The 17,706-nt window shown below is 68.8% G+C and carries 14 protein-coding genes and 1 tRNA gene; 11 read left to right on the top strand and 4 right to left on the bottom strand.

Annotated elements, in window-relative coordinates; translation table 11 throughout:
• Window positions 1-7: 7 nt before the first annotated feature.
• Window positions 8-1,189 carry a hypothetical protein gene (locus FFS72_RS20955; protein ID WP_137875766.1) on the bottom strand — a complete coding sequence of 394 codons (1,182 nt, stop codon included), beginning with the start codon at window positions 1,187-1,189 and terminating at the stop codon, window positions 8-10.
• Between the two features lie 141 nt (window positions 1,190-1,330).
• Here FFS72_RS20955 and FFS72_RS20950 point away from each other — a divergent pair, with 141 nt between their 5' ends.
• From FFS72_RS20950 to FFS72_RS20925, 6 genes are all read left to right on the top strand, one after another.
• A complete protein-coding gene (locus tag FFS72_RS20950) occupies window positions 1,331-2,260 on the top strand; it encodes a helix-turn-helix domain-containing protein (protein ID WP_137875745.1) in 930 nt (309 codons plus the stop codon).
• 102 nt (window positions 2,261-2,362) lie between these two features.
• Window positions 2,363-3,301 (top strand): sulfate adenylyltransferase subunit CysD, encoded by a 939-nt coding sequence (gene cysD / locus FFS72_RS20945; RefSeq protein ID WP_137875744.1) that lies wholly within the window; start codon window positions 2,363-2,365, stop codon window positions 3,299-3,301.
• Window positions 3,301-5,154: an adenylyl-sulfate kinase gene (cysC, locus tag FFS72_RS20940; RefSeq protein WP_137875743.1), complete on the top strand. Its 1,854-nt coding sequence runs from the start codon at window positions 3,301-3,303 to the stop codon at window positions 5,152-5,154. Before cysD ends, cysC begins: the two co-directional genes overlap by 1 nt.
• Window positions 5,151-6,284 (top strand): 3'(2'),5'-bisphosphate nucleotidase CysQ, encoded by a 1,134-nt coding sequence (locus FFS72_RS20935; protein WP_137875742.1) that lies wholly within the window; start codon window positions 5,151-5,153, stop codon window positions 6,282-6,284. The genes cysC and FFS72_RS20935 overlap by 4 nt, the downstream gene beginning before the upstream one ends.
• The gene (locus tag FFS72_RS20930) at window positions 6,281-7,342 is read left to right on the top strand and encodes a TIGR03617 family F420-dependent LLM class oxidoreductase (RefSeq protein ID WP_137875741.1); all 1,062 of its coding nucleotides are present in this window, start codon (window positions 6,281-6,283) and stop codon (window positions 7,340-7,342) included. The genes FFS72_RS20935 and FFS72_RS20930 overlap by 4 nt, the downstream gene beginning before the upstream one ends.
• Complete coding sequence (locus tag FFS72_RS20925) at window positions 7,339-7,704, top strand: limonene-1,2-epoxide hydrolase family protein (RefSeq protein WP_137875740.1); 366 nt, start codon at window positions 7,339-7,341, stop codon at window positions 7,702-7,704. The genes FFS72_RS20930 and FFS72_RS20925 overlap by 4 nt, the downstream gene beginning before the upstream one ends.
• Window positions 7,705-7,781: 77 nt before the next feature.
• Here the strand turns inward: FFS72_RS20925 and FFS72_RS20920 are convergent.
• Window positions 7,782-7,854 (bottom strand) — tRNA-Arg (locus tag FFS72_RS20920).
• A 165-nt stretch (window positions 7,855-8,019) separates the two neighbouring features.
• Here FFS72_RS20920 and FFS72_RS20915 point away from each other — a divergent pair.
• A complete protein-coding gene (locus tag FFS72_RS20915; RefSeq protein WP_137875739.1) occupies window positions 8,020-10,422 on the top strand; it encodes a phosphoketolase family protein in 2,403 nt (800 codons plus the stop codon).
• A gap of 13 nt (window positions 10,423-10,435) precedes the next feature.
• On the opposite strand, the gene FFS72_RS20910 is transcribed toward FFS72_RS20915, so the two are convergent.
• A complete protein-coding gene (locus FFS72_RS20910; protein ID WP_137875738.1) occupies window positions 10,436-11,137 on the bottom strand; it encodes a DUF305 domain-containing protein in 702 nt (233 codons plus the stop codon).
• Window positions 11,138-11,186: 49 nt separating this feature from the next.
• Window positions 11,187-12,044 (bottom strand): thioredoxin-like domain-containing protein, encoded by an 858-nt coding sequence (locus FFS72_RS20905; protein WP_137875737.1) that lies wholly within the window; start codon window positions 12,042-12,044, stop codon window positions 11,187-11,189.
• Between the two features lie 177 nt (window positions 12,045-12,221).
• Between FFS72_RS20905 and argS the strand changes: the two genes are divergently transcribed.
• From argS to thrC, 4 genes are read left to right on the top strand one after another with little or no spacing between them, the layout of a single operon-like run.
• On the top strand, window positions 12,222-13,874 hold the full coding sequence (gene argS, locus FFS72_RS20900) for an arginine--tRNA ligase (RefSeq protein ID WP_137875736.1): 1,653 nt from the start codon (window positions 12,222-12,224) through the stop codon (window positions 13,872-13,874).
• Window positions 13,871-15,298 carry a diaminopimelate decarboxylase gene (gene lysA, locus FFS72_RS20895; RefSeq protein WP_137875735.1) on the top strand — a complete coding sequence of 476 codons (1,428 nt, stop codon included), beginning with the start codon at window positions 13,871-13,873 and terminating at the stop codon, window positions 15,296-15,298. The genes argS and lysA overlap by 4 nt, the downstream gene beginning before the upstream one ends.
• On the top strand, window positions 15,291-16,601 hold the full coding sequence (locus tag FFS72_RS20890; RefSeq protein WP_137875734.1) for a homoserine dehydrogenase: 1,311 nt from the start codon (window positions 15,291-15,293) through the stop codon (window positions 16,599-16,601). The genes lysA and FFS72_RS20890 overlap by 8 nt, the downstream gene beginning before the upstream one ends.
• Complete coding sequence (gene thrC / locus FFS72_RS20885; RefSeq protein WP_050063341.1) at window positions 16,594-17,682, top strand: threonine synthase; 1,089 nt, start codon at window positions 16,594-16,596, stop codon at window positions 17,680-17,682. Before FFS72_RS20890 ends, thrC begins: the two co-directional genes overlap by 8 nt.
• Window positions 17,683-17,706 lie beyond the last annotated feature (24 nt).

Here is a 17,706-nt window from a genome sequence, read left to right as displayed (position 1 = left end):
GTGTTGTCTAGCCGAGCATCCGGTCGGCGATCGCAGCCTGACGGGCTCCGATGCGCGCGGCCCAGTCCTCGTCGGTGATCCGGTTCTGGTCGTGGAAGGGGAGTTTCGCGGCGACCTCGTCGATGCCGACCACCTCGACGGTGGGACCGTCCTCGGGGGTCAGGTCGCGGGAGGTCCGCTGCCAGCGGAACTGCAGGATGCCGCGGGGGTGCCCGACGGTCTCGATCCAGTTGGTGATCCCGGGATTGCGCTCCGAGATCACCATGCGGATCATTCCGTCCGGGTCGACCTGGGCCTGGTTGTGATTGAGAGACGTCTGGTGCCCGGTGTAGTCGAGGGAGATGTACCACATGCTGCCGAGCTGGAAACCCTGATACGGCGCATCGGATTTCGGGACGGTGATGATCATCGCCTGATCGTCGCCGAGGTCGTAGTGACCCACCGAGGAGAACTGGGTGGCCAGTCCGCCCGGCGTCGGCCGCGGCGCCGTCATCGTGTTCACCGGCAGCTTGAGGTAGAACCACTCCGGGAACTGCAGCCACGTCTTGACCCGGCTGACGAGGGCCTTGCCCGCGCGCGCGAAGCGCTTCGCCGTCTCCTCGGGCGTCAGCGGGTCGAAGGCGACGCCGATGCGGTCCACCCGTTCGACACGGATCGATCCGCGCCGCTGGGACCAGTCGCTGTACACCTCGCGCACCACCAGCTGGGACGCCCCGGGGGCGAGAGTGAAGTGGTTGCGCCGGCCACCGCCGTACGGCGACCCGTCCGCCTGTGCCGGGCCGAAGCGCACCTCGAAGTGCCCGTCCGAGTCGATGTCGATGGCACGGTCGTCGAAGGCGGACTCGCTGCCGGGGACGTTCGAGTCGGTGTAGTTGCCGCTGAGTACCTGGAAGCTCAGATCGCAGGTGCTGCCGCGGACGCCGGTGACGACGTACTCGGCGTCGTCGTTGACGCGTGTGCCGAAGTACAGCGTGTCGGGGTTGTCGAGGCCCATCTTCGTGTACGGCCCGGTGCCCTGGATGAAACTCGGGTGGGTCTTCTCGGTCGCCCATGCCGCGTGCGTGCAGGCCAGGATCCCGCCCGCCAGGTACTGGTAGCCCTCGAGCAGGTCCTGCTCCGAACGGATGTGGGGCGCCGCGGCAACGAGCGCCTCGGCTTCGGCGATCGCGTCCGTCAGCGGCCCCGTCAGTGTGCTGGTGGCCGTGGACGGCGCCGTCGCACCCAGTTGATCTGTCACGCTCCCGCTCCTCGCGTGCTGGTGGTACAAATATGTACCTAAGTGGTAGGAGAATTGTGCTCCGACCATAGAACGTGTTCTAAGGAGTGGTCAATGGCCGCCGAGCCGGACAGTGTGACCGGGCGTCGCTCACCCCCGACCGAGCGGGTGATCCAGGTGCTCGACCATCTCGTTGCCCGGCCCGACAGCCGGTTCGGGCTCTCCGAGCTCGCCCGCGACCTCGGGATCAGCAAGCCGACCTGCCTCGGCATCCTCACCGCGCTCGTCGGCGGCGGGTATCTCACTCGTGATCCCGACGCCCGCTACGGGCTCGGCCCGGCGCTGATCGCGGCGGGGCGGGCGGCGCAGCGAGGGTTCGCGGTCGGGTCGATCGTCCGCCCGCATCTCGACGCGCTCGCCCGCGAATTCGGTTCGGTGTGCACCGCGTCCGCCGTGGTCGGGGACCAGGTGATGATCCTCGAGGTCGCGCCGCCGCCCGGGGCCGAGGCCGGTCGTGCCGCGGCCAGGGTGGGGCAGGTGTACCCCTTCGCGCCACCGGTGGGGCTGATGTACGTCCTGTGGAGCCACGACGACGAGTTCGCGCGCTGGCTGCGACGTGATCCGGCGTTCCCGGTGGTTCTGGACCACGATCTGCTCCGCCGCGTCGTCGACGACTGCCGGGACTCCGGATATCTCGTCGAGCGGCTCACGCCGACGGGTCGCCGGCTGTTCTCGCTGATGGCCGGGGCCGCCGATCGCACGCTCCCCGCCGAACTGCGCGAACTGGTGGGTGAGATGGTCTCGAGTCTCGGTGAACGGGTCTATCTCGGGCGTGAGACCGCGGCGGACTCGGAGTATCCGGTCAGCCTCATCGCTGCGCCGACCTATGACGCGGACGGTGGGCAGTCGATGGTGCTCACCCTCGACGTCGGCGGGTCGATCAGCGGCGCCGAGATCGAACGCAGGGGACTGGCCCTGGTCGGCGTGGCGGACGCGGTCACGGCCGAGCTCGGTGGCCGGGCACCGAATCGGTCCGCGCGCTGACCGACATTGACCGGTACTGGAACGCGTTCTACAGTCGGCTCATAATTCCACTTTGGTACCGATGCGGTACAAAAATGTACCGACCGTAGCCTCGGAGGCCCGATGACGACACAGTCCCCGCCTGCCAGTTCGCCGCCCAACTACCAGCTGACCCACCTCGAGGCGCTGGAAGCCGAAGCGGTGCACATCTTCCGCGAGGTCGCCGCGACCTTCGAACGACCCGTCCTGCTGTTCTCCGGCGGCAAGGACTCCGTCGTGATGCTGCACGTCGCCGTCAAGGCGTTCTGGCCCGCGCCTCTGCCGTTCGCCGTCATGCACGTCGACACCGGACACAACTTCGACGAGGTGATCGAGTTCCGCGACCGCGTCGTCGCCGAGCGCGGACTTCGTCTGGTCGTGGCCAGCGTGCAGGACGACATCGACGCGGGCCACGTCGTCGAGGAGACGGGGCCGCGCGCGAGCCGCAACCGGCTGCAGACCCACGCCCTGCTGCGCGGCATCCGCGACGGCGGCTTCGATGCAGTGTTCGGTGGCGCCCGCCGGGACGAGGAGAAGGCCAGGGCCAAGGAGCGCGTGTTCAGCTTCCGGGACGAGTTCGGGCAGTGGGATCCGCGCGCCCAGCGTCCCGAACTGTGGCAGTTGTACAACGGCAGGCACCGCAAGGGCGAGCACATCCGGGTGTTCCCGCTGTCCAACTGGACCGAACTCGACATCTGGCAGTACATCGCCGCCGAGCGGATCGAGCTGCCGTCGATCTACTACGCGCACCGCAGACCTGTCGTGCCACGGGACGGGATGCTGCTGGCGCACACCAGGTTCCTGGCACTGCTCCCCGGGGAGGAGTCGTACGAGGAGCTCGTGCGCTTCCGGACCGTCGGCGACGCCACCTGCACCGGCTGCGTCGAATCCACAGCCACCACACCGGACGACGTCGTCCTCGAGGTCGCGGCAAGCCGTATCACCGAACGGGGCGCCACCCGCGCCGACGATCGCATCTCCGAGGCAGGCATGGAAGACCGCAAGAAGGAGGGGTACTTCTGATGACGCACGAACAGCAGCTACTTCGGGTCGCCACCGCGGGCAGTGTCGACGACGGCAAGTCGACGCTCATCGGCCGTCTCCTCTACGACTCGAAGTCGATCTTCGAGGACCAGCTCGAAGCGGTCGAACGCAGCAGTCGCGAACGCGGCGACGAGCACGCGAACCTGGCCTTGCTCACCGACGGACTGCGCGCCGAGCGCGAGCAGGGCATCACCATCGACGTCGCGCATCGCTACTTCGCCACGCCGAGGCGCAAGTTCGTCATCGCCGACACCCCCGGTCACGAGCAGTACACCCGCAACATGGTCACCGGTGCGTCCACGGCCGACCTCGCGCTCATCCTCGTCGATGCCCGCAACGGCATCCTCGAACAGACGCGGCGGCACGCGTTCCTCTCCACCCTCCTCGGGATTCCCCACCTCGTCGTGTGCGTCAACAAGATGGATCTCGTCGACTGGTCGCAGGAGCGTTTCGAGTCGATCTGCGAGGAGTTCCGGCAGTTCGCAGCCAAACTCGACGTGCACGATCTGACCTTCGTCCCCGTCTCCGCTCTCAAGGGGGACAACATCGTCACGCGCACCGAGAGCATGCCGTGGTACGAGGGCTCCTCGCTGCTGCATCTGCTCGAGGAGGTGCACGTCGCGTCCGACCGCAACCTCATCGACGCCCGCTTCCCGGTGCAGTACGTGATCCGGCCGCAGCGGCAGACCGATGCCGACCTGCACGACTTCCGCGGGTACGCGGGCACCATCGCCAGCGGAGTGTTCAAGCCCGGGGACGAGGTGGTCGTGCTGCCGTCCGGCCACACCTCGCGGATCGCGGAGATCCACGCACCGGGTGGTGCGCCGCTCGCGGAGGCGTTCGCACCCGCGGCCGTCTGTGTCCGGCTGACCGACGACATCGACATCGCGCGCGGAGACACCCTGTGTCGTCCCAACAATCGCCCGCAGGTCGGGCAGGAACTCGACGCCATGGTCTGCTGGCTGACCGAGCAGTCCGAGCTCTCCCCGGACGCCACCTACACGATGCTGCACACGACACGCTCCACCAAGGCCAGGGTGCAGCGCCTGGACTACCGCCTCGACGTCAACACGCTGCACCGCGACGAGTCGGCGCAGTCGTTGCGGCTCAACGAAATCGGACGAGTTCAGCTGCGCACTCAACAGCCGCTGCTCTTCGACCCCTACCGGCGCAATCGGGTGACCGGCAGCTTCGTCCTCGTCGACGACGCCACCGGCAACACGGTGGCCGCGGGCATGATCACCGGACCGACACTGCGTGAGTCCGCGGTCGTCTGGCACAGTGCCACCATCGATCGCAGCGACCGCGCCACCGCAGGCGCCACCGTCTGGTTGACCGGGCTGTCGGCGTCGGGCAAGTCGTCCGTCGCAGCGGAACTGGAGCGCCGACTCGTCGCCGCGGGAATCCCCGCGTACCGCCTCGACGGTGACAACCTGCGTCACGGACTCAACGCCGACCTGGGATTCGGGGCCGACGACCGCGCCGAGAACGTGCGCCGGGTCGGCGCTGTGTCACAACTGTTCGCCGACGCGGGCATGGTCGCGGTCGCCTCACTCATCAGCCCGTACCGCGAGGACCGCGACCGGGTGCGTGCGGCGCACGAGGCCGCCGGGCTGCGGTTCGTCGAGGTGTTCGTCGACACCCCGCTCGAACAGTGCGAAGCCAGGGACCCGAAGGGCATGTACGCCCGCGCGCGGGCGGGGGAGATCACCGGTTTCACGGGAATCGACGATCCCTACGAACGTCCCGAGCGCGCCGAACTCGTCCTGACGCCGGACGACGGCGATCCCGTCGCGCAGGCCGCCGCGATCATGGAGTATCTGACTCGATGAGCACCGAATACGAACTCGACGACGCCCAGCTGGCGGCCGATCTCGCCGCCCGAGCAGGCGACCTGCTGCTCGAGCTGCGCGCACGCGAACTCGGCGAGACCTCCTTGTCGAAAGAGGCCGCCCGGGACCTGAGCCGCCGCGGCGACACGGACGCAAACGGTCTGTTGCTGCGGATGCTCGCCGAGCACCGGCCGGGCGATGCCGTGCTGTCCGAGGAGTCCGCCGACGACACCGCCCGCCTGGCAGCGCCGCGGGTCTGGATCATCGACCCCCTCGACGGCTCCCGCGAGTTCGGGCTGCCCGGACGCGTCGACTGGGCCGTGCACGTCGCGCTGTGGGAACGGGACCGGGGCATCACCGCCGCCGCGGTCGCGCAGCCCGCGCTGGGCCGGGTGTATCGCAGTGACACGTGCAGCGCGGCGGCCGGCGAGCGGCCGCGGCCGCGGATCCTGGTCAGCGACAGTCGCCCACCCGAGTTCGCCGCACCGCTCGCCGACCGGATCGGCGGAGACCTCGAGCCGATGGGGTCGGCAGGTGCGAAGGCGATGGCGGTGCTGCGCGGCGAGGCCGACGCCTACGTGCACGCAGGGGGACAGTGGGAGTGGGACTCCGCCGCACCGGTCGGTGTCGCGCTCGCCGCGGGCCTGCACTGCTCGCGGATCGACGGAACGCCGCTGCTCTACAACGAACCGCACCCGTATCTGCCGGATCTGCTGATCTGCCGGCCGGACCTGGCCTCGGCGCTGCTGTCCGGGATCGCGGACCTGACCGGTGCCGCCGCCGACAGCCCGCGGGTGGCGATGGCGCGTGAGTACCTCGGGTCGCTGCTCAGCCACGACGCGAGCAAGGTGCGTCTCGCCGCCGACTGCTTCCGTGTCGAGAACGGCCGAAGGACAGGCGAATCCGGATCCGAGATCGTCCGCGAGCTCGAGACCGGGGCGCAGTACCTGCCGCTGACGGCGATCCGCGACCTGACGTTCACCGAATTCGGCACCGACGTGGTTGCGCGCTTCCAGCTCGACATGAGCGTCGGGGACGAGACCCACACGGTGTCACTAACCGAGCACTTCGCCATCCCCGGAGCCGAGATCGCCGCCATCACCGCGATCATCGAACCCGCCGCGCGGTGAGGGTCTACGCGAACACCGACCCGCGCCTCGGGCCGCGTGAGATCGCCGACCTCGCCCGCCGCGTCGAGGGCGCAGGATACGACGGAATGCACGTCAGTGAAACCGTGCACGACCCGTTCCTGCTCGCCATGTCGGCGCTGCAGGCGACGTCCCGCATCGTCGTGCGAACCTCGGTCGCGCTGGCGTTCGTCCGCAGCCCGGTCGCGGTCGCCTACACGGCGTGGGACCTGGCCCGGTTGTCCGGAGGACGCTTCGAACTCGGCCTCGGTAGCCAGATCCGGCAGAACGTCGAGGAGCGCTACGCGATGCCGTGGTCGGAGCCCGCATCGCGGATGCGTGAGTACGTGCAGGTGGTCCGGGCGGCTTTCGCGACCTTCCGTACCGGCAGCCTGGTGCCGTTCGTCGGCGAGCACTACCGGTTCACCCGCATGCAGCCGTACTTCAACCCCGTCGACGGCGTCGCCCCGCCGCCGGATCCGCGAATCCTGCTCGGCGGCGTCGGCCGCAGGATGTGCCGGGCGGCGGGGGAAGTCGCCGACGGCTACATCGGTCACCCCACCAACTCCGGACGCGCCGTCCTCGTCGCGGACGTCCTGCCCGCACTGGCGGAGGGGGCGACGAGTGCGGGTCGCCGCCTCGCCGACCTCGAGGTGGTCGCGGGCGTGCAGGTGATCACCGGGGAGACCGACGACGTACTGTCCCGGGCACGGGAACGGCAGCGACGTCAGTTCGCCTTCCTGTACTCCACCCCGGCCTACCGCGGCGCACTCGACCACGCAGGCATCGGCCACCTGCAGGAGAACCTCGCCCGGATGGTTCGCCAGGACGACTGGACGGACCTGCCCGACGTCGTGACCGACGACGTGCTCGCCGCACTGGTACCGACGGCCCGGTACGCGGAGCTGGCGGGGGTCGTCGCCGAACGCGTGGGAGGCCTCGTCGACGGCGTCACTCTCGCCCTGCCCGTCGATCCCGCCGACGACCACCTGATGGCCCGTGTCGTCGCCGAACTTCAGAAGACCGCACCACCACATCGACACGAAGGAGACCCGGCATGAACGCCGACAGCATCGTCACCGAGTTCTGTGCCCGCTGGAAGGACGCCGACGCCGCGACCCTCGCCGAGTACTTCACCGAAGACGCGGTGTACCACAACATTCCGATGGCGCCGGTCGTCGGCAAGGACGCGATCAAGGACTTCCTCACCGGGTTCATCGGCCAGTTCGGCGGCATCGACTTCCGCGTGCACCGGCAGGTGGCGACAGGGGCCGTGGTGATGAACGAACGCACGGACGTGTTCACCATGAACGGCACCACCATCGAACTTCCCGTGATGGGGGTTTTCGAGATCACCCACGACGGCAAGATCGCCGGATGGCGCGACTACTTCGACATGGCGCCGCTCAGCGCACTCGGCTGAACGCCGTACAACGAAAGAACCCCGGTCGACGTGGTCGACCGGGGTTCTTTCGTGAAGTGGTGCACTCGAAATGCGAGTGCCCCCGGCAGGATTCGAACCTGCGGCCTTTCGCTCCGGAGGCGAACGCTCTATCCCCTGAGCTACGGGGGCGCACCGAGAAACAACACCCGGTGTGCCTGTTGGGCTGGCTCAGCGTAGCGCATGCCGAGGCGGAATCCACATTCGCGCCCGTCGTGTGGACAAAGTCCCAGGTAGCCCGCAGCATGAAGCCGACAGGCGAGATCCCACGACGGTACCGAGGGAAGGCGCGAGCCGATGGTCGACGAGACCGGAGCCGAATACACCGACGACGAACTCGACTTGGACCTGAGATGGTGGGCCGCGGCCAACTACCTCACGGTCGCACAGATCTACCTGCAGGCGAACACACTGCTGCGTGCCCCGCTGGCCGCCGAACACGTCAAACCGCGACTGCTTGGTCACTGGGGGACCAGTCCCGGCCTGTCCGCGATCTACACCGTTCTGAATCGCCATATCCGCCGCACCGACGCGGACTGGCTGTACGTCACCGGTCCCGGCCACGGCGGACCCGCCCTCGTCGCCGCGACCTATCTCGAGGGCACCTACTCGGAGACCTACCCCCACATCGGTACCGATGCCGACGGCGTCGAACGACTCTGCAGGCAGTTCTCGACACCGGGCGGAATACCCAGTCACGTCAGCGTGCAGACTCCCGGGAGCATTCACGAGGGCGGCGAACTCGGCTACGCGCTCGCGCACGCGGCGGGGGCGGCGTTCGATCGTCCCGATCTGCTGGTGGCCTGTGTCATCGGGGACGGCGAGGCCGAGACCGGGCCACTGTCCGCGTCGTGGAAGCTCCCCGCATTCCTCAACCCGCGCCGCGACGGCGCGGTGCTGCCCATCCTGCACCTCAACGGCGCAAAGATCGCCGGACCCACCGTCCTCGGGCGCAGCAGCGACGAGGACGTCGCGGCGTACCTGGCGGGGCAGGGATGGGCCCCGATATTCGTCGAGGGCGACGATCCGAGGGTGGTGTTCCGTGCGCTCGCAGCGGCGGTCGACAGTGCCTACACCGCGATCACCGGGCTCCAGGAGGTCGCGCGTTCCGGCGGGGAAGGCGGCCACCGGCGGTGGCCGGCGATCGTGCTGCGCACCCCGAAGGGATGGACCGGCCCACACACTGTCGACGGCGTCCTCGTCGAGGGCACACACCGCGCTCACCAGGTGCCCCTGTCCGGCGTGCGCGACAACCCGGACCACTTGGCGCTGCTCGAGGAATGGATGAGGTCCTACGAGCCGGAGGCCCTGTTCGACGCCGATGGGACGTTGGTGCCGGAGCTGGCCGGTCTCGCGCCCGTGGGAGACAAGCGAATGGGCTCGACGCCGTACGCCAACGGCGGTCGCCTGCGCCGGCCGCTCCGCATCCCTGCCCTCGAACGCTATGCGCTCGACATCACGACCCCCGGGACCACCTTCCACGAAACGACGCGCGTGTTCGGCGAACTGATGCGCGACCTGTACGCAGACGGAACTCGTCCGGACGGTGGCGGCGACTTCCGGCTCTTCTGCCCCGACGAGACCGCGAGCAACCGCCTCGGAGCCGTCTTCGAGGTCACCGACCGCTGCTGGCAACTGCCCGTCACCGACCACGACGACGGGCTCGGCCCCGACGGACGCGTGATGGAGGTGCTCAGCGAACATCTCTGTGAGGGGTGGCTCGAGGGCTACCTGCTCGCGGGCGGACACGGCGTCTTCGCCAGCTACGAGGCGTTCGCGATGGTGAGCGTGTCGATGCTGATCCAGCACGCCAAGTGGCTCCAGCACGCGCTGACGCTGCCGTGGCGCGAGCCGGTGTCCTCGCTGAACGTGCTCCTCACCAGCACCTGCTGGCGAAACGACCACAACGGCTTCAGCCACCAGGGTCCCGGCATGATCGACTCCGCGATCCCGCTCGCGCCCGACGTCGTGCGGATCTGGCTGCCACCGGATTCCAACACCCTGCTGTCGATCGCCGACCACTGCCTGCGCAGCACCGACCACGTCAACCTGATCGTCGTCGACAAGCAGCCGCATCTGCAGTACCTCACGTTGGGCGAGGCCGCCGAACACTGCGCGGCCGGAGCCTCGGTGTGGCACTGGGCGGGAACGGAGGCGGATGCCGGCGACGACCCACCCGACGTCGTCCTGGCAGCGGCCGGCGACGTTCCCACACAGGAAATCCTCGCCGCCGCGGAACTGCTCCGGGTCTGGGTTCCGTATCTGAGGGTGCGGGTGGTCAATGTCGTCGACCTCATGGCGCTGCTCCCGCCCGGGGAACACCCACACGGCTTCTCCGACGCGACCTTCGTCGACCTGTTCACTGCCGACACCGACGTCGTCTTCGCGTTCCACGGCTACTCGCGAGCGGTGCACGAACTACTCCACGGACGCCCCGAGGTCGCGCGTTTCCATGTCCGCGGCTTCAGTGAGCAGGGCACCACGACCACGCCGTTCGACATGGTGGTGCTCAACAGGATGAGCCGCTACCACCTGGTGCTCGAAGCGCTCCGCCGCAGCAGGCGGGTCCCCGAGCGTGGGAACGAACTCGAGGAGTACTGCCGGGCTCAGCTGGACCGGCACCGCGCCCACGTCGTCGCGCACCTCGAGGACATGCCCGAGGTGCGCGACTGGACGTGGGGATCCACCGCGTCCCCCTGAGACAGCGGACCGGTCAGGGGAAGGGGAGCGGAGCGGCGCCCTTCTCGGCGAGCATCTGCGTCATCCGGGCGGTCTCGCTCGCCTGGGTGTTCGCCATCGTCTGCGCCAGGGTGCGCACGGCCGGGACCTCGGCGTTCTGTGCGGCGTACTCGATCATCTGGAGTCCGCCCTGGTGGTGCCGCAGCATCAGCTGCAGGAACATCACGTCCGCCGCCTCGCCCCTGGCCTGCCGTAGCGCCGACATCTCCGCGGACGTCGCCATGCCGGGCATCTGCGCGCCGCCCGACGTGGCCGCCTCCGTTTCGGTCGTCCCGGCGCCGTGGTCCATGCCACCGTGCTCGTCGCTCATCCACGCCATGTGGTCGGCCGTCGACACCACCGGCTGATTCCACAGGGCGAGCCACCCGGTCATCTGACCGATCTGGTTCTGCTGCGTCGTCAGCAGGTCGTAGGCGAAGTCGCGGACCAGCGGGTCGGACGCGTTCGCGATCGAGATCGCGGACATCTCCACCGCCTGGTCGTGGTGCTCGATCATGTCCTGCGCGAACCCGACGTCGACGGAACCGGCCACCGGGGTGACGGAATCGTCGTGCAGGAACTGGTTGGCCAGGAACCCCAGTCCGAAGCCGACGGCGATCGCCGCCACGAGCCCGAGAATCGCGAGCGCGGTGCGTTGGCTGCGCGGCGCGGAGCCCGCCGTGTCGGTGGAGGTCATGTCCACGTCCTTACTGTCGTCGCTCGATCCGGTCGACACGGTCGAACCGTCAGCTCGCCGGTGCCGGCTGCGGTGCCATCGGAAGTCCGGCACCGCCGATCTCCGAGGGATCCGGGGTCAGGCCCGCGCCGTCCATCGAGACGGCGTTCGGACCGGGCTCGGACGGATCGAACGCCGGCGGGTTGTCCGGGTCGAATGCCCCCGGAATCGTCGAGCAGGACGCGCCGACCTCCGGGTAGACGCCGAAGTTGTTCAGGCGCAATGCGGCGACGAACTGGTTGATGCGCTCGTCGTCGGCGCTGTCGAGCTTGAGCTGATGGCCCCAGCTCTGCAGCGAGATCGGACTGTCCTGGCCGGGGTACGGCGACATGAGCATGTACGACTTGCCGTCGACCCGGTCGGCGAGCAGCTCCCGCTGGTCGTCGGACACGGTGTCGGGGTTGTAGGTGATCCACACCGCGCCGTGCTCGAGGGAATGGACGGCGTTCTCGGTGCGGATCGCGTCCGGATACACGACGCCGGTGCACGTCGCCCACGTCCCGTCGTGCGGACCACCGAAGGGGGGTGTCTGGTCGTACGCGACTCGCTGGTCCGCGGAAACGTGCAGAGCGGCCTCGTAGTCGATCTTGACGACGCCGTCGATCCCGGTGGACGGATCGGTGTTCGACGTGCTCGGCGCGAACTTGTCGGCCTCCGCCTTGTCCTGGTACTTCGGCACGAGGTTCACGGCGAGCAGTGCGACGAGCGCGACGACTGCGGCGATGGCGCCGATCGTCAGCCAGGGAATGCTGCGCTGCTTCGGCAGGCCGCCCTTCGCGGATCCGCCGGAGCTCTTGTTGGCCGCCTTGATGGCCTTGGCTGACTTGGCGCCGCTCTTGGCGCCGCGATTTTCCGAACCGCTCGGCATCTGTGAGGCTCTTTCGCTGATGTGGACGTCGGGACTGTCTCGGGGTCGCACCACGCCGGGCGCCTCGTCGGATGACGGATGACGCGGCCGGCGTGACGGGCGTACCCGCGGTCGCACCACTGTACGTTCCGTGCCTGAGCGCAGGGTTTGAATGGCCAGCCCATAGGATGAATACCCGTGACTCCCGCAGACCTTGCCGAACTCCTTCGCGTCACCGCTGCGAAGGTCCTCACCGAGCACGACCTCGACGCCTCCGTGCTGCCCGCGACACTGGCCGTCGAGCGGCCCCGCAACCCCGAACACGGGGACTACGCGAGCAACGTGGCGATGCAGGTCGGCAAGAAGGCCGGCACGAACCCCCGCGACCTGGCGACGTGGATCGCCGAGGCGCTGACCGCCGATGCGGGCATCGATTCCGCTGAGGTCGCCGGTCCCGGCTTCCTGAACATCCGGCTCGCCGCCGCAGCTCAGGGCGCCATCGTCGAGAAGGCTATCGCCGCAGGTCAGGCGTACGGAAGCGCGTCGAAGCTCGCCGGAACGCGCATCAACCTCGAGTTCGTCTCCGCGAACCCGACCGGTCCGATCCACCTCGGCGGCACCCGATGGGCCGCCGTCGGCGACGCGCTCGGCCGCATCCTGGCCGCGCAGGGCGCCGACGTCACCCGCGAGTACTACTTCAACGATCACGGCGCCCAGATCGACCGGTTCGCACGGTCGCTGATCGCGGCGGCCAAGAACGAGCCGACGCCCGAGGACGGTTACGCGGGCGACTACATCGCCGACATCGCCGCCGAGGTGCTGCGGCAGCGGCCCGACGCTCTGGAGCTGGCCGCCGACGAGCAGCAGGAGACGTTCCGCTCGGTCGGCGTCGCGATGATGTTCGACCACATCAAGCGGACCCTGCACGAGTTCGGCACGGACTTCGACGTCTACTTCCACGAGAACTCGCTGTTCGAGTCCGGAGCCGTCGAGAAGGCCGTCGCGACCCTCAAGGGCAGCGGCAACCTCTACGAGGAGGACGGCGCGTGGTGGCTCAAGAGCACCGACTTCGGTGACGACAAGGACCGCGTCGTCATCAAGTCCGACGGCAACGCCGCGTACATCGCAGGCGACATCGCCTACTTCCAGGACAAGCGCTCCCGCGGCTTCGACCTGTGCATCTACATGCTCGGCGCCGACCACCACGGCTACATCGGCCGGCTCAAGGCCGCGGCCGCCGCGTTCGGCGACGACCCGGCGACGGTCGAGGTTCTCATCGGCCAGATGGTCAACCTGGTCCGCGACGGTGTCGCGGTGAAGATGAGCAAGCGCGCAGGCACCGTCATCACGCTCGACGACCTCGTCGAGGCGATCGGCGTGGACGCCGCCCGGTACGCGATGATCCGGTCGTCGGTCGACTCCAGCCTCGACATCGACCTCGAACTGTGGGCGAGCACGACCAGCGAGAACCCGGTCTACTACGTGCAGTACGCGCACGCCCGGCTCGCGTCGCTGGCCCGCAACGCCGCCGATCTCGGCCTGACCACGGACAACCCGAAGTTCGAGTTGCTGACCCACGATCGCGAAGGCGACCTGATCCGTACGATCGGCGACTTCCCGAAGGTCGTCACCGCCGCCGCGGACCTGCGGGAACCGCATCGCATCGCGCGGTACCTCGAGGAACTCGCGGGCACCTATCACCGCTTCTACACCGACTGCCGTGTCCTGCCGCAGGGCGACGAGCCCGCAGGCGACCTGCACACCGCACGGCTGGCGCTGTGCGGAGCCACCCGCCAGGTCCTCGCCAACGGCCTCGGCCTGCTCGGCGTGAGCGCACCGGAGCGGATGTGAGCGCGCACCCTGCCGGTCCGCGGCACGCGGACATCCAGCACGCCCCCGGACTGCCCCCGCGGCCGACCGACCCGGCGCAGGTGACGACCCTCCCGGCCGCGGTGTGGCCCCGTGGCGCGGCTCGCGGCGACGACGGCGTCGTCCGGCTCGCGGGCGTTCCCGTCACCGAGCTCGCCGCCGAGTACGGGACTCCGCTCTTCGTGATCGACGAGGACGACTTCCGGTCCCGCTGCCGGGACATGGCACGAGCCTTCGGGTCCGCCGAGCGCGTGCACTACGCGTCGAAGGCCTTCCTGAGCGCCGAGATCGCGCGCTGGGTCGCCGACGAGGGACTGTCGATGGACGTCGCGTCCGGTGGCGAGCTGGCGGTTGCCCTGCACGGCGGCTTCCCCGCCGAGCGGATCACGATGCACGGCAACAACAAGTCCGTTGCCGAACTGCACGCCGCGGTCACCGCGGGCGTCGGACACATCGTGCTGGACTCGACGCAGGAGATCGACCGCCTCGACGCGGTCGCGGGCGAGCTCGGCGCCGTGCAGGACGTGCTGATCCGGATCACCGTCGGTGTCGAGGCACACACCCACGAGTTCATCGCCACCGCCCACGAGGACCAGAAGTTCGGGTTCTCGCTGTCCGGTGGCGCCGCGCTCGACGCCGTGCGCCGGGTGTTCGAGACCGACAACCTGCGGCTCGTCGGCCTGCACAGCCACATCGGATCGCAGATCTTCGACGTCGACGGCTTCGAACTGGCGGCGCACCGCGTCATCGGGCTGCTGCGTCAGATCGTCGACGGCTTCGGTGTCGAGAAGACCTCGCAGGTCAACATCATCGACCTCGGTGGAGGACTCGGCATCTCGTACCTCGAGAGTGACGACCCGCCACCGGTGGACGACCTCGCCGCGAAGCTCACGAACATCGTCGCCACCGAGTCCGCCGCGGCCGGACTTCCCGTTCCGACGCTGATGGTCGAGCCGGGTCGCGCGATCGCCGGCCCGGGCACCGTCACCCTCTACGAGGTGGGCACCACGAAGGATGTCCGCTTGGACGGCAACGCAACTCGGCGTTACGTCAGCGTCGACGGCGGAATGAGTGACAATATCCGCACTGCGCTGTACCAAGCCGAGTACGACTGTCGGCTGGTCTCGCGGGACAGTCGAGCGGAGCCCGTTGTCGCACGCGTCGTGGGGAAGCACTGCGAGAGCGGCGACATCGTGATCCGCGATGTCTGGGTGCCTGAGGACGTCGGCGCCGGGGATCTCCTGGCGGTCGCCGCCACCGGCGCATACTGCTATTCGATGTCCAGCCGCTACAACCTGCTCACCCGCCCCGCGGTGGTTGCGGTACGCGACGGGAAGTCCCGCCTCGTGCTGCGCAGGGAAACTGTGGAAGACCTGCTCAGCTTGGAGGTACAGCAAGATGACTGAACCGAACACCGCCGCGATCGGCGTGGCGGTCCTCGGCCTCGGCAACGTCGGCAGCGAGGTCGTGCGGATCATCCGCGAGAACGCCGCCGATCTGGAGTCGCGGATCGGCGCGCCACTCGTGGTGCGAGGTATCGCGGTTCGTCGGATCGACGGGGACCGTGGCGTGCCCGAGGGGCTGCTGACCACCGACGCGGATTCGCTCGTCGCCCGGTCCGACGTCGACCTGGTGGTCGAGGTCATCGGTGGTATCGAGGTGCCGCGCAAGCTGATCCTCGCCGCACTGAACTCGGGGAAGTCGGTCGTCACCGCGAACAAGGCGCTCCTGGCGGAGTACACCGGCGAGCTCGCCGAGGCCGCCGAGAAGCAGAACGCCGATCTGTACTTCGAGGCCGCGGTCGCCGGTGCGATCCCGGTGATTCGGCCGCTGACGCAGTCGCTCGCGGGTGACCGCGTCAACAAGGTCGCGGGAATCGTCAACGGCACCACCAACTTCATCCTGTCCGCGATGGACGAGACGGGTGCGGACTACTCCGACACCCTCGCCGAGGCGGGTCGCCTGGGCTACGCGGAGGCCGACCCGACCGCGGACGTCGAAGGCTTCGACGCCGCGGCGAAGGCCGCCATTCTGGCGTCCATCGCCTTCCACACCCGCGTCACCGCTGCCGACGTGTACCGCGAGGGCATCTCGACGATCACCTCTGCGGATCTCGAGGCCGCGAAGTCGCTGGGCTGCACCGTGAAGCTGCTGTCGATCTGCGAGCGGATCGTCGCCGCGGACGGCACCGAGCGAGTGTCGGCGCGCGTCTACCCGTCGCTGGTTCCCCTCGACCACCCGCTCGCCTCCGTGAACGGGGCGTTCAACGCCGTCGTCGTCGAGGCCGAGGCCGCGGGCAGGCTCATGTTCTACGGGCAGGGCGCAGGCGGCGCCCCGACCGCATCCGCTGTGATGGGCGACGTGGTGATGGCGGCCCGCAACAAGGTCAACGGAGGCCGCGGTCCTCGCGAGTCGAGCTACGCAGACCTGGCGATCGCACCGATCGGGGAGATCCCGACTCGCTACTACGTCAACATGCAGGTCGCGGACCGCGCAGGCGTTCTCTCCGCTGTCGCCGCCGAGTTCGCCAAGCACGACGTCTCGATCTCGACCGTTCGGCAGGAGGGCGCGGGCGACGGCGCGAGGCTGATCGTCGTCACGCACAGCGCGACCGACGCCGCACTGTCGGAAACCGTTGCGTCGCTTGCCCAACTCGATTTCGTCACCGCGGTCACCAGCGTTCTCCGATTGGAAGGTTCCAGTGAATAGCCCCCGTCAGCACACTCCCGTTCACACGCCCTGGCCGGGCCTGATCGAGGCGTACCGTGACCGGCTCGCGATCGGCGAGAACTGGAAGACAGTCACCCTGCTCGAGGGTGGTACCCCGCTCATCCCCGCCGGGCACCTGTCCGAGCTGACGGGCTGCGAGGTGTACCTCAAGGTCGAAGGTCTCAACCCGACCGGCTCGTTCAAGGACCGCGGAATGACGATGGCGGTCACCGACGCCCTCGCTCGCGGCCAGAAGGCCGTTCTGTGCGCCTCCACCGGCAACACGTCGGCCTCGGCGGCCGCATACGCCGCTGTCGCGAAGATGACGTGTGCGGTCCTGGTGCCGCAGGGCAAGATCGCCATGGGCAAGCTCGCCCAGGCCGTCATGCACGGCGCGAAGATCATCCAGGTCGAGGGCAACTTCGACGACTGCCTCGAACTGGCGCGCAAGACCACGGCCGAGTTCCCGACCATCGGTCTCGTGAACTCGGTGAACCCGGTGCGAATCGAGGGACAGAAGACGGCGGCGTTCGAGATCGTCGACGCGCTGGGCAAGGCCCCCGACATCCACGCCCTGCCGGTCGGTAACGCGGGCAACATCACCGCGTACTGGAGGGGCTACTCGGAGTACCACGCCGACGGCATCTCCTCGTCGCGGCCGCGGATGCTCGGTGTCCAGGCTGCAGGTGCCGCGCCGCTCGTGCACGGCGCGCCGGTCAAGGATCCGGAGACCATCGCGACCGCCATTCGGATCGGTTCGCCCGCGTCCTGGAACGGGGCCGTCTCGGCCAAGGAGGAGTCGAACGGCGCCTTCCGCGCCGCGACCGACGACGAGATCCTCGAGGCGTACCGCCTGATCGCACGGACCGAAGGTGTCTTCGTCGAGCCCGCGTCCGCAGCGTCCGTCGCCGGTCTCCTCGCCGCCCACAAGGAAGGCTGGCTGGATCGAGGCCAGACCGTCGTCTGTACCGTCACCGGCAACGGGCTCAAGGACCCGGATACGGCGCTGCTGGGAATGCCTGCGGTCCAGCCGATCCCGGTCGACCCGGTCGCCGTCGCCACGGCTCTCGAGTTGGTGTAGTGGCACCTACGCGAATCGACGACA

Origin of the sequence: Rhodococcus sp. Q, assembly GCF_005503035.1 — a bacterium.
Lineage (GTDB): Bacteria > Actinomycetota > Actinomycetes > Mycobacteriales > Mycobacteriaceae > Rhodococcus_G.
The sequence above is the reverse complement of the archived record's forward strand: the minus strand, read 5'-3'. Positions and strand labels throughout refer to the sequence as shown.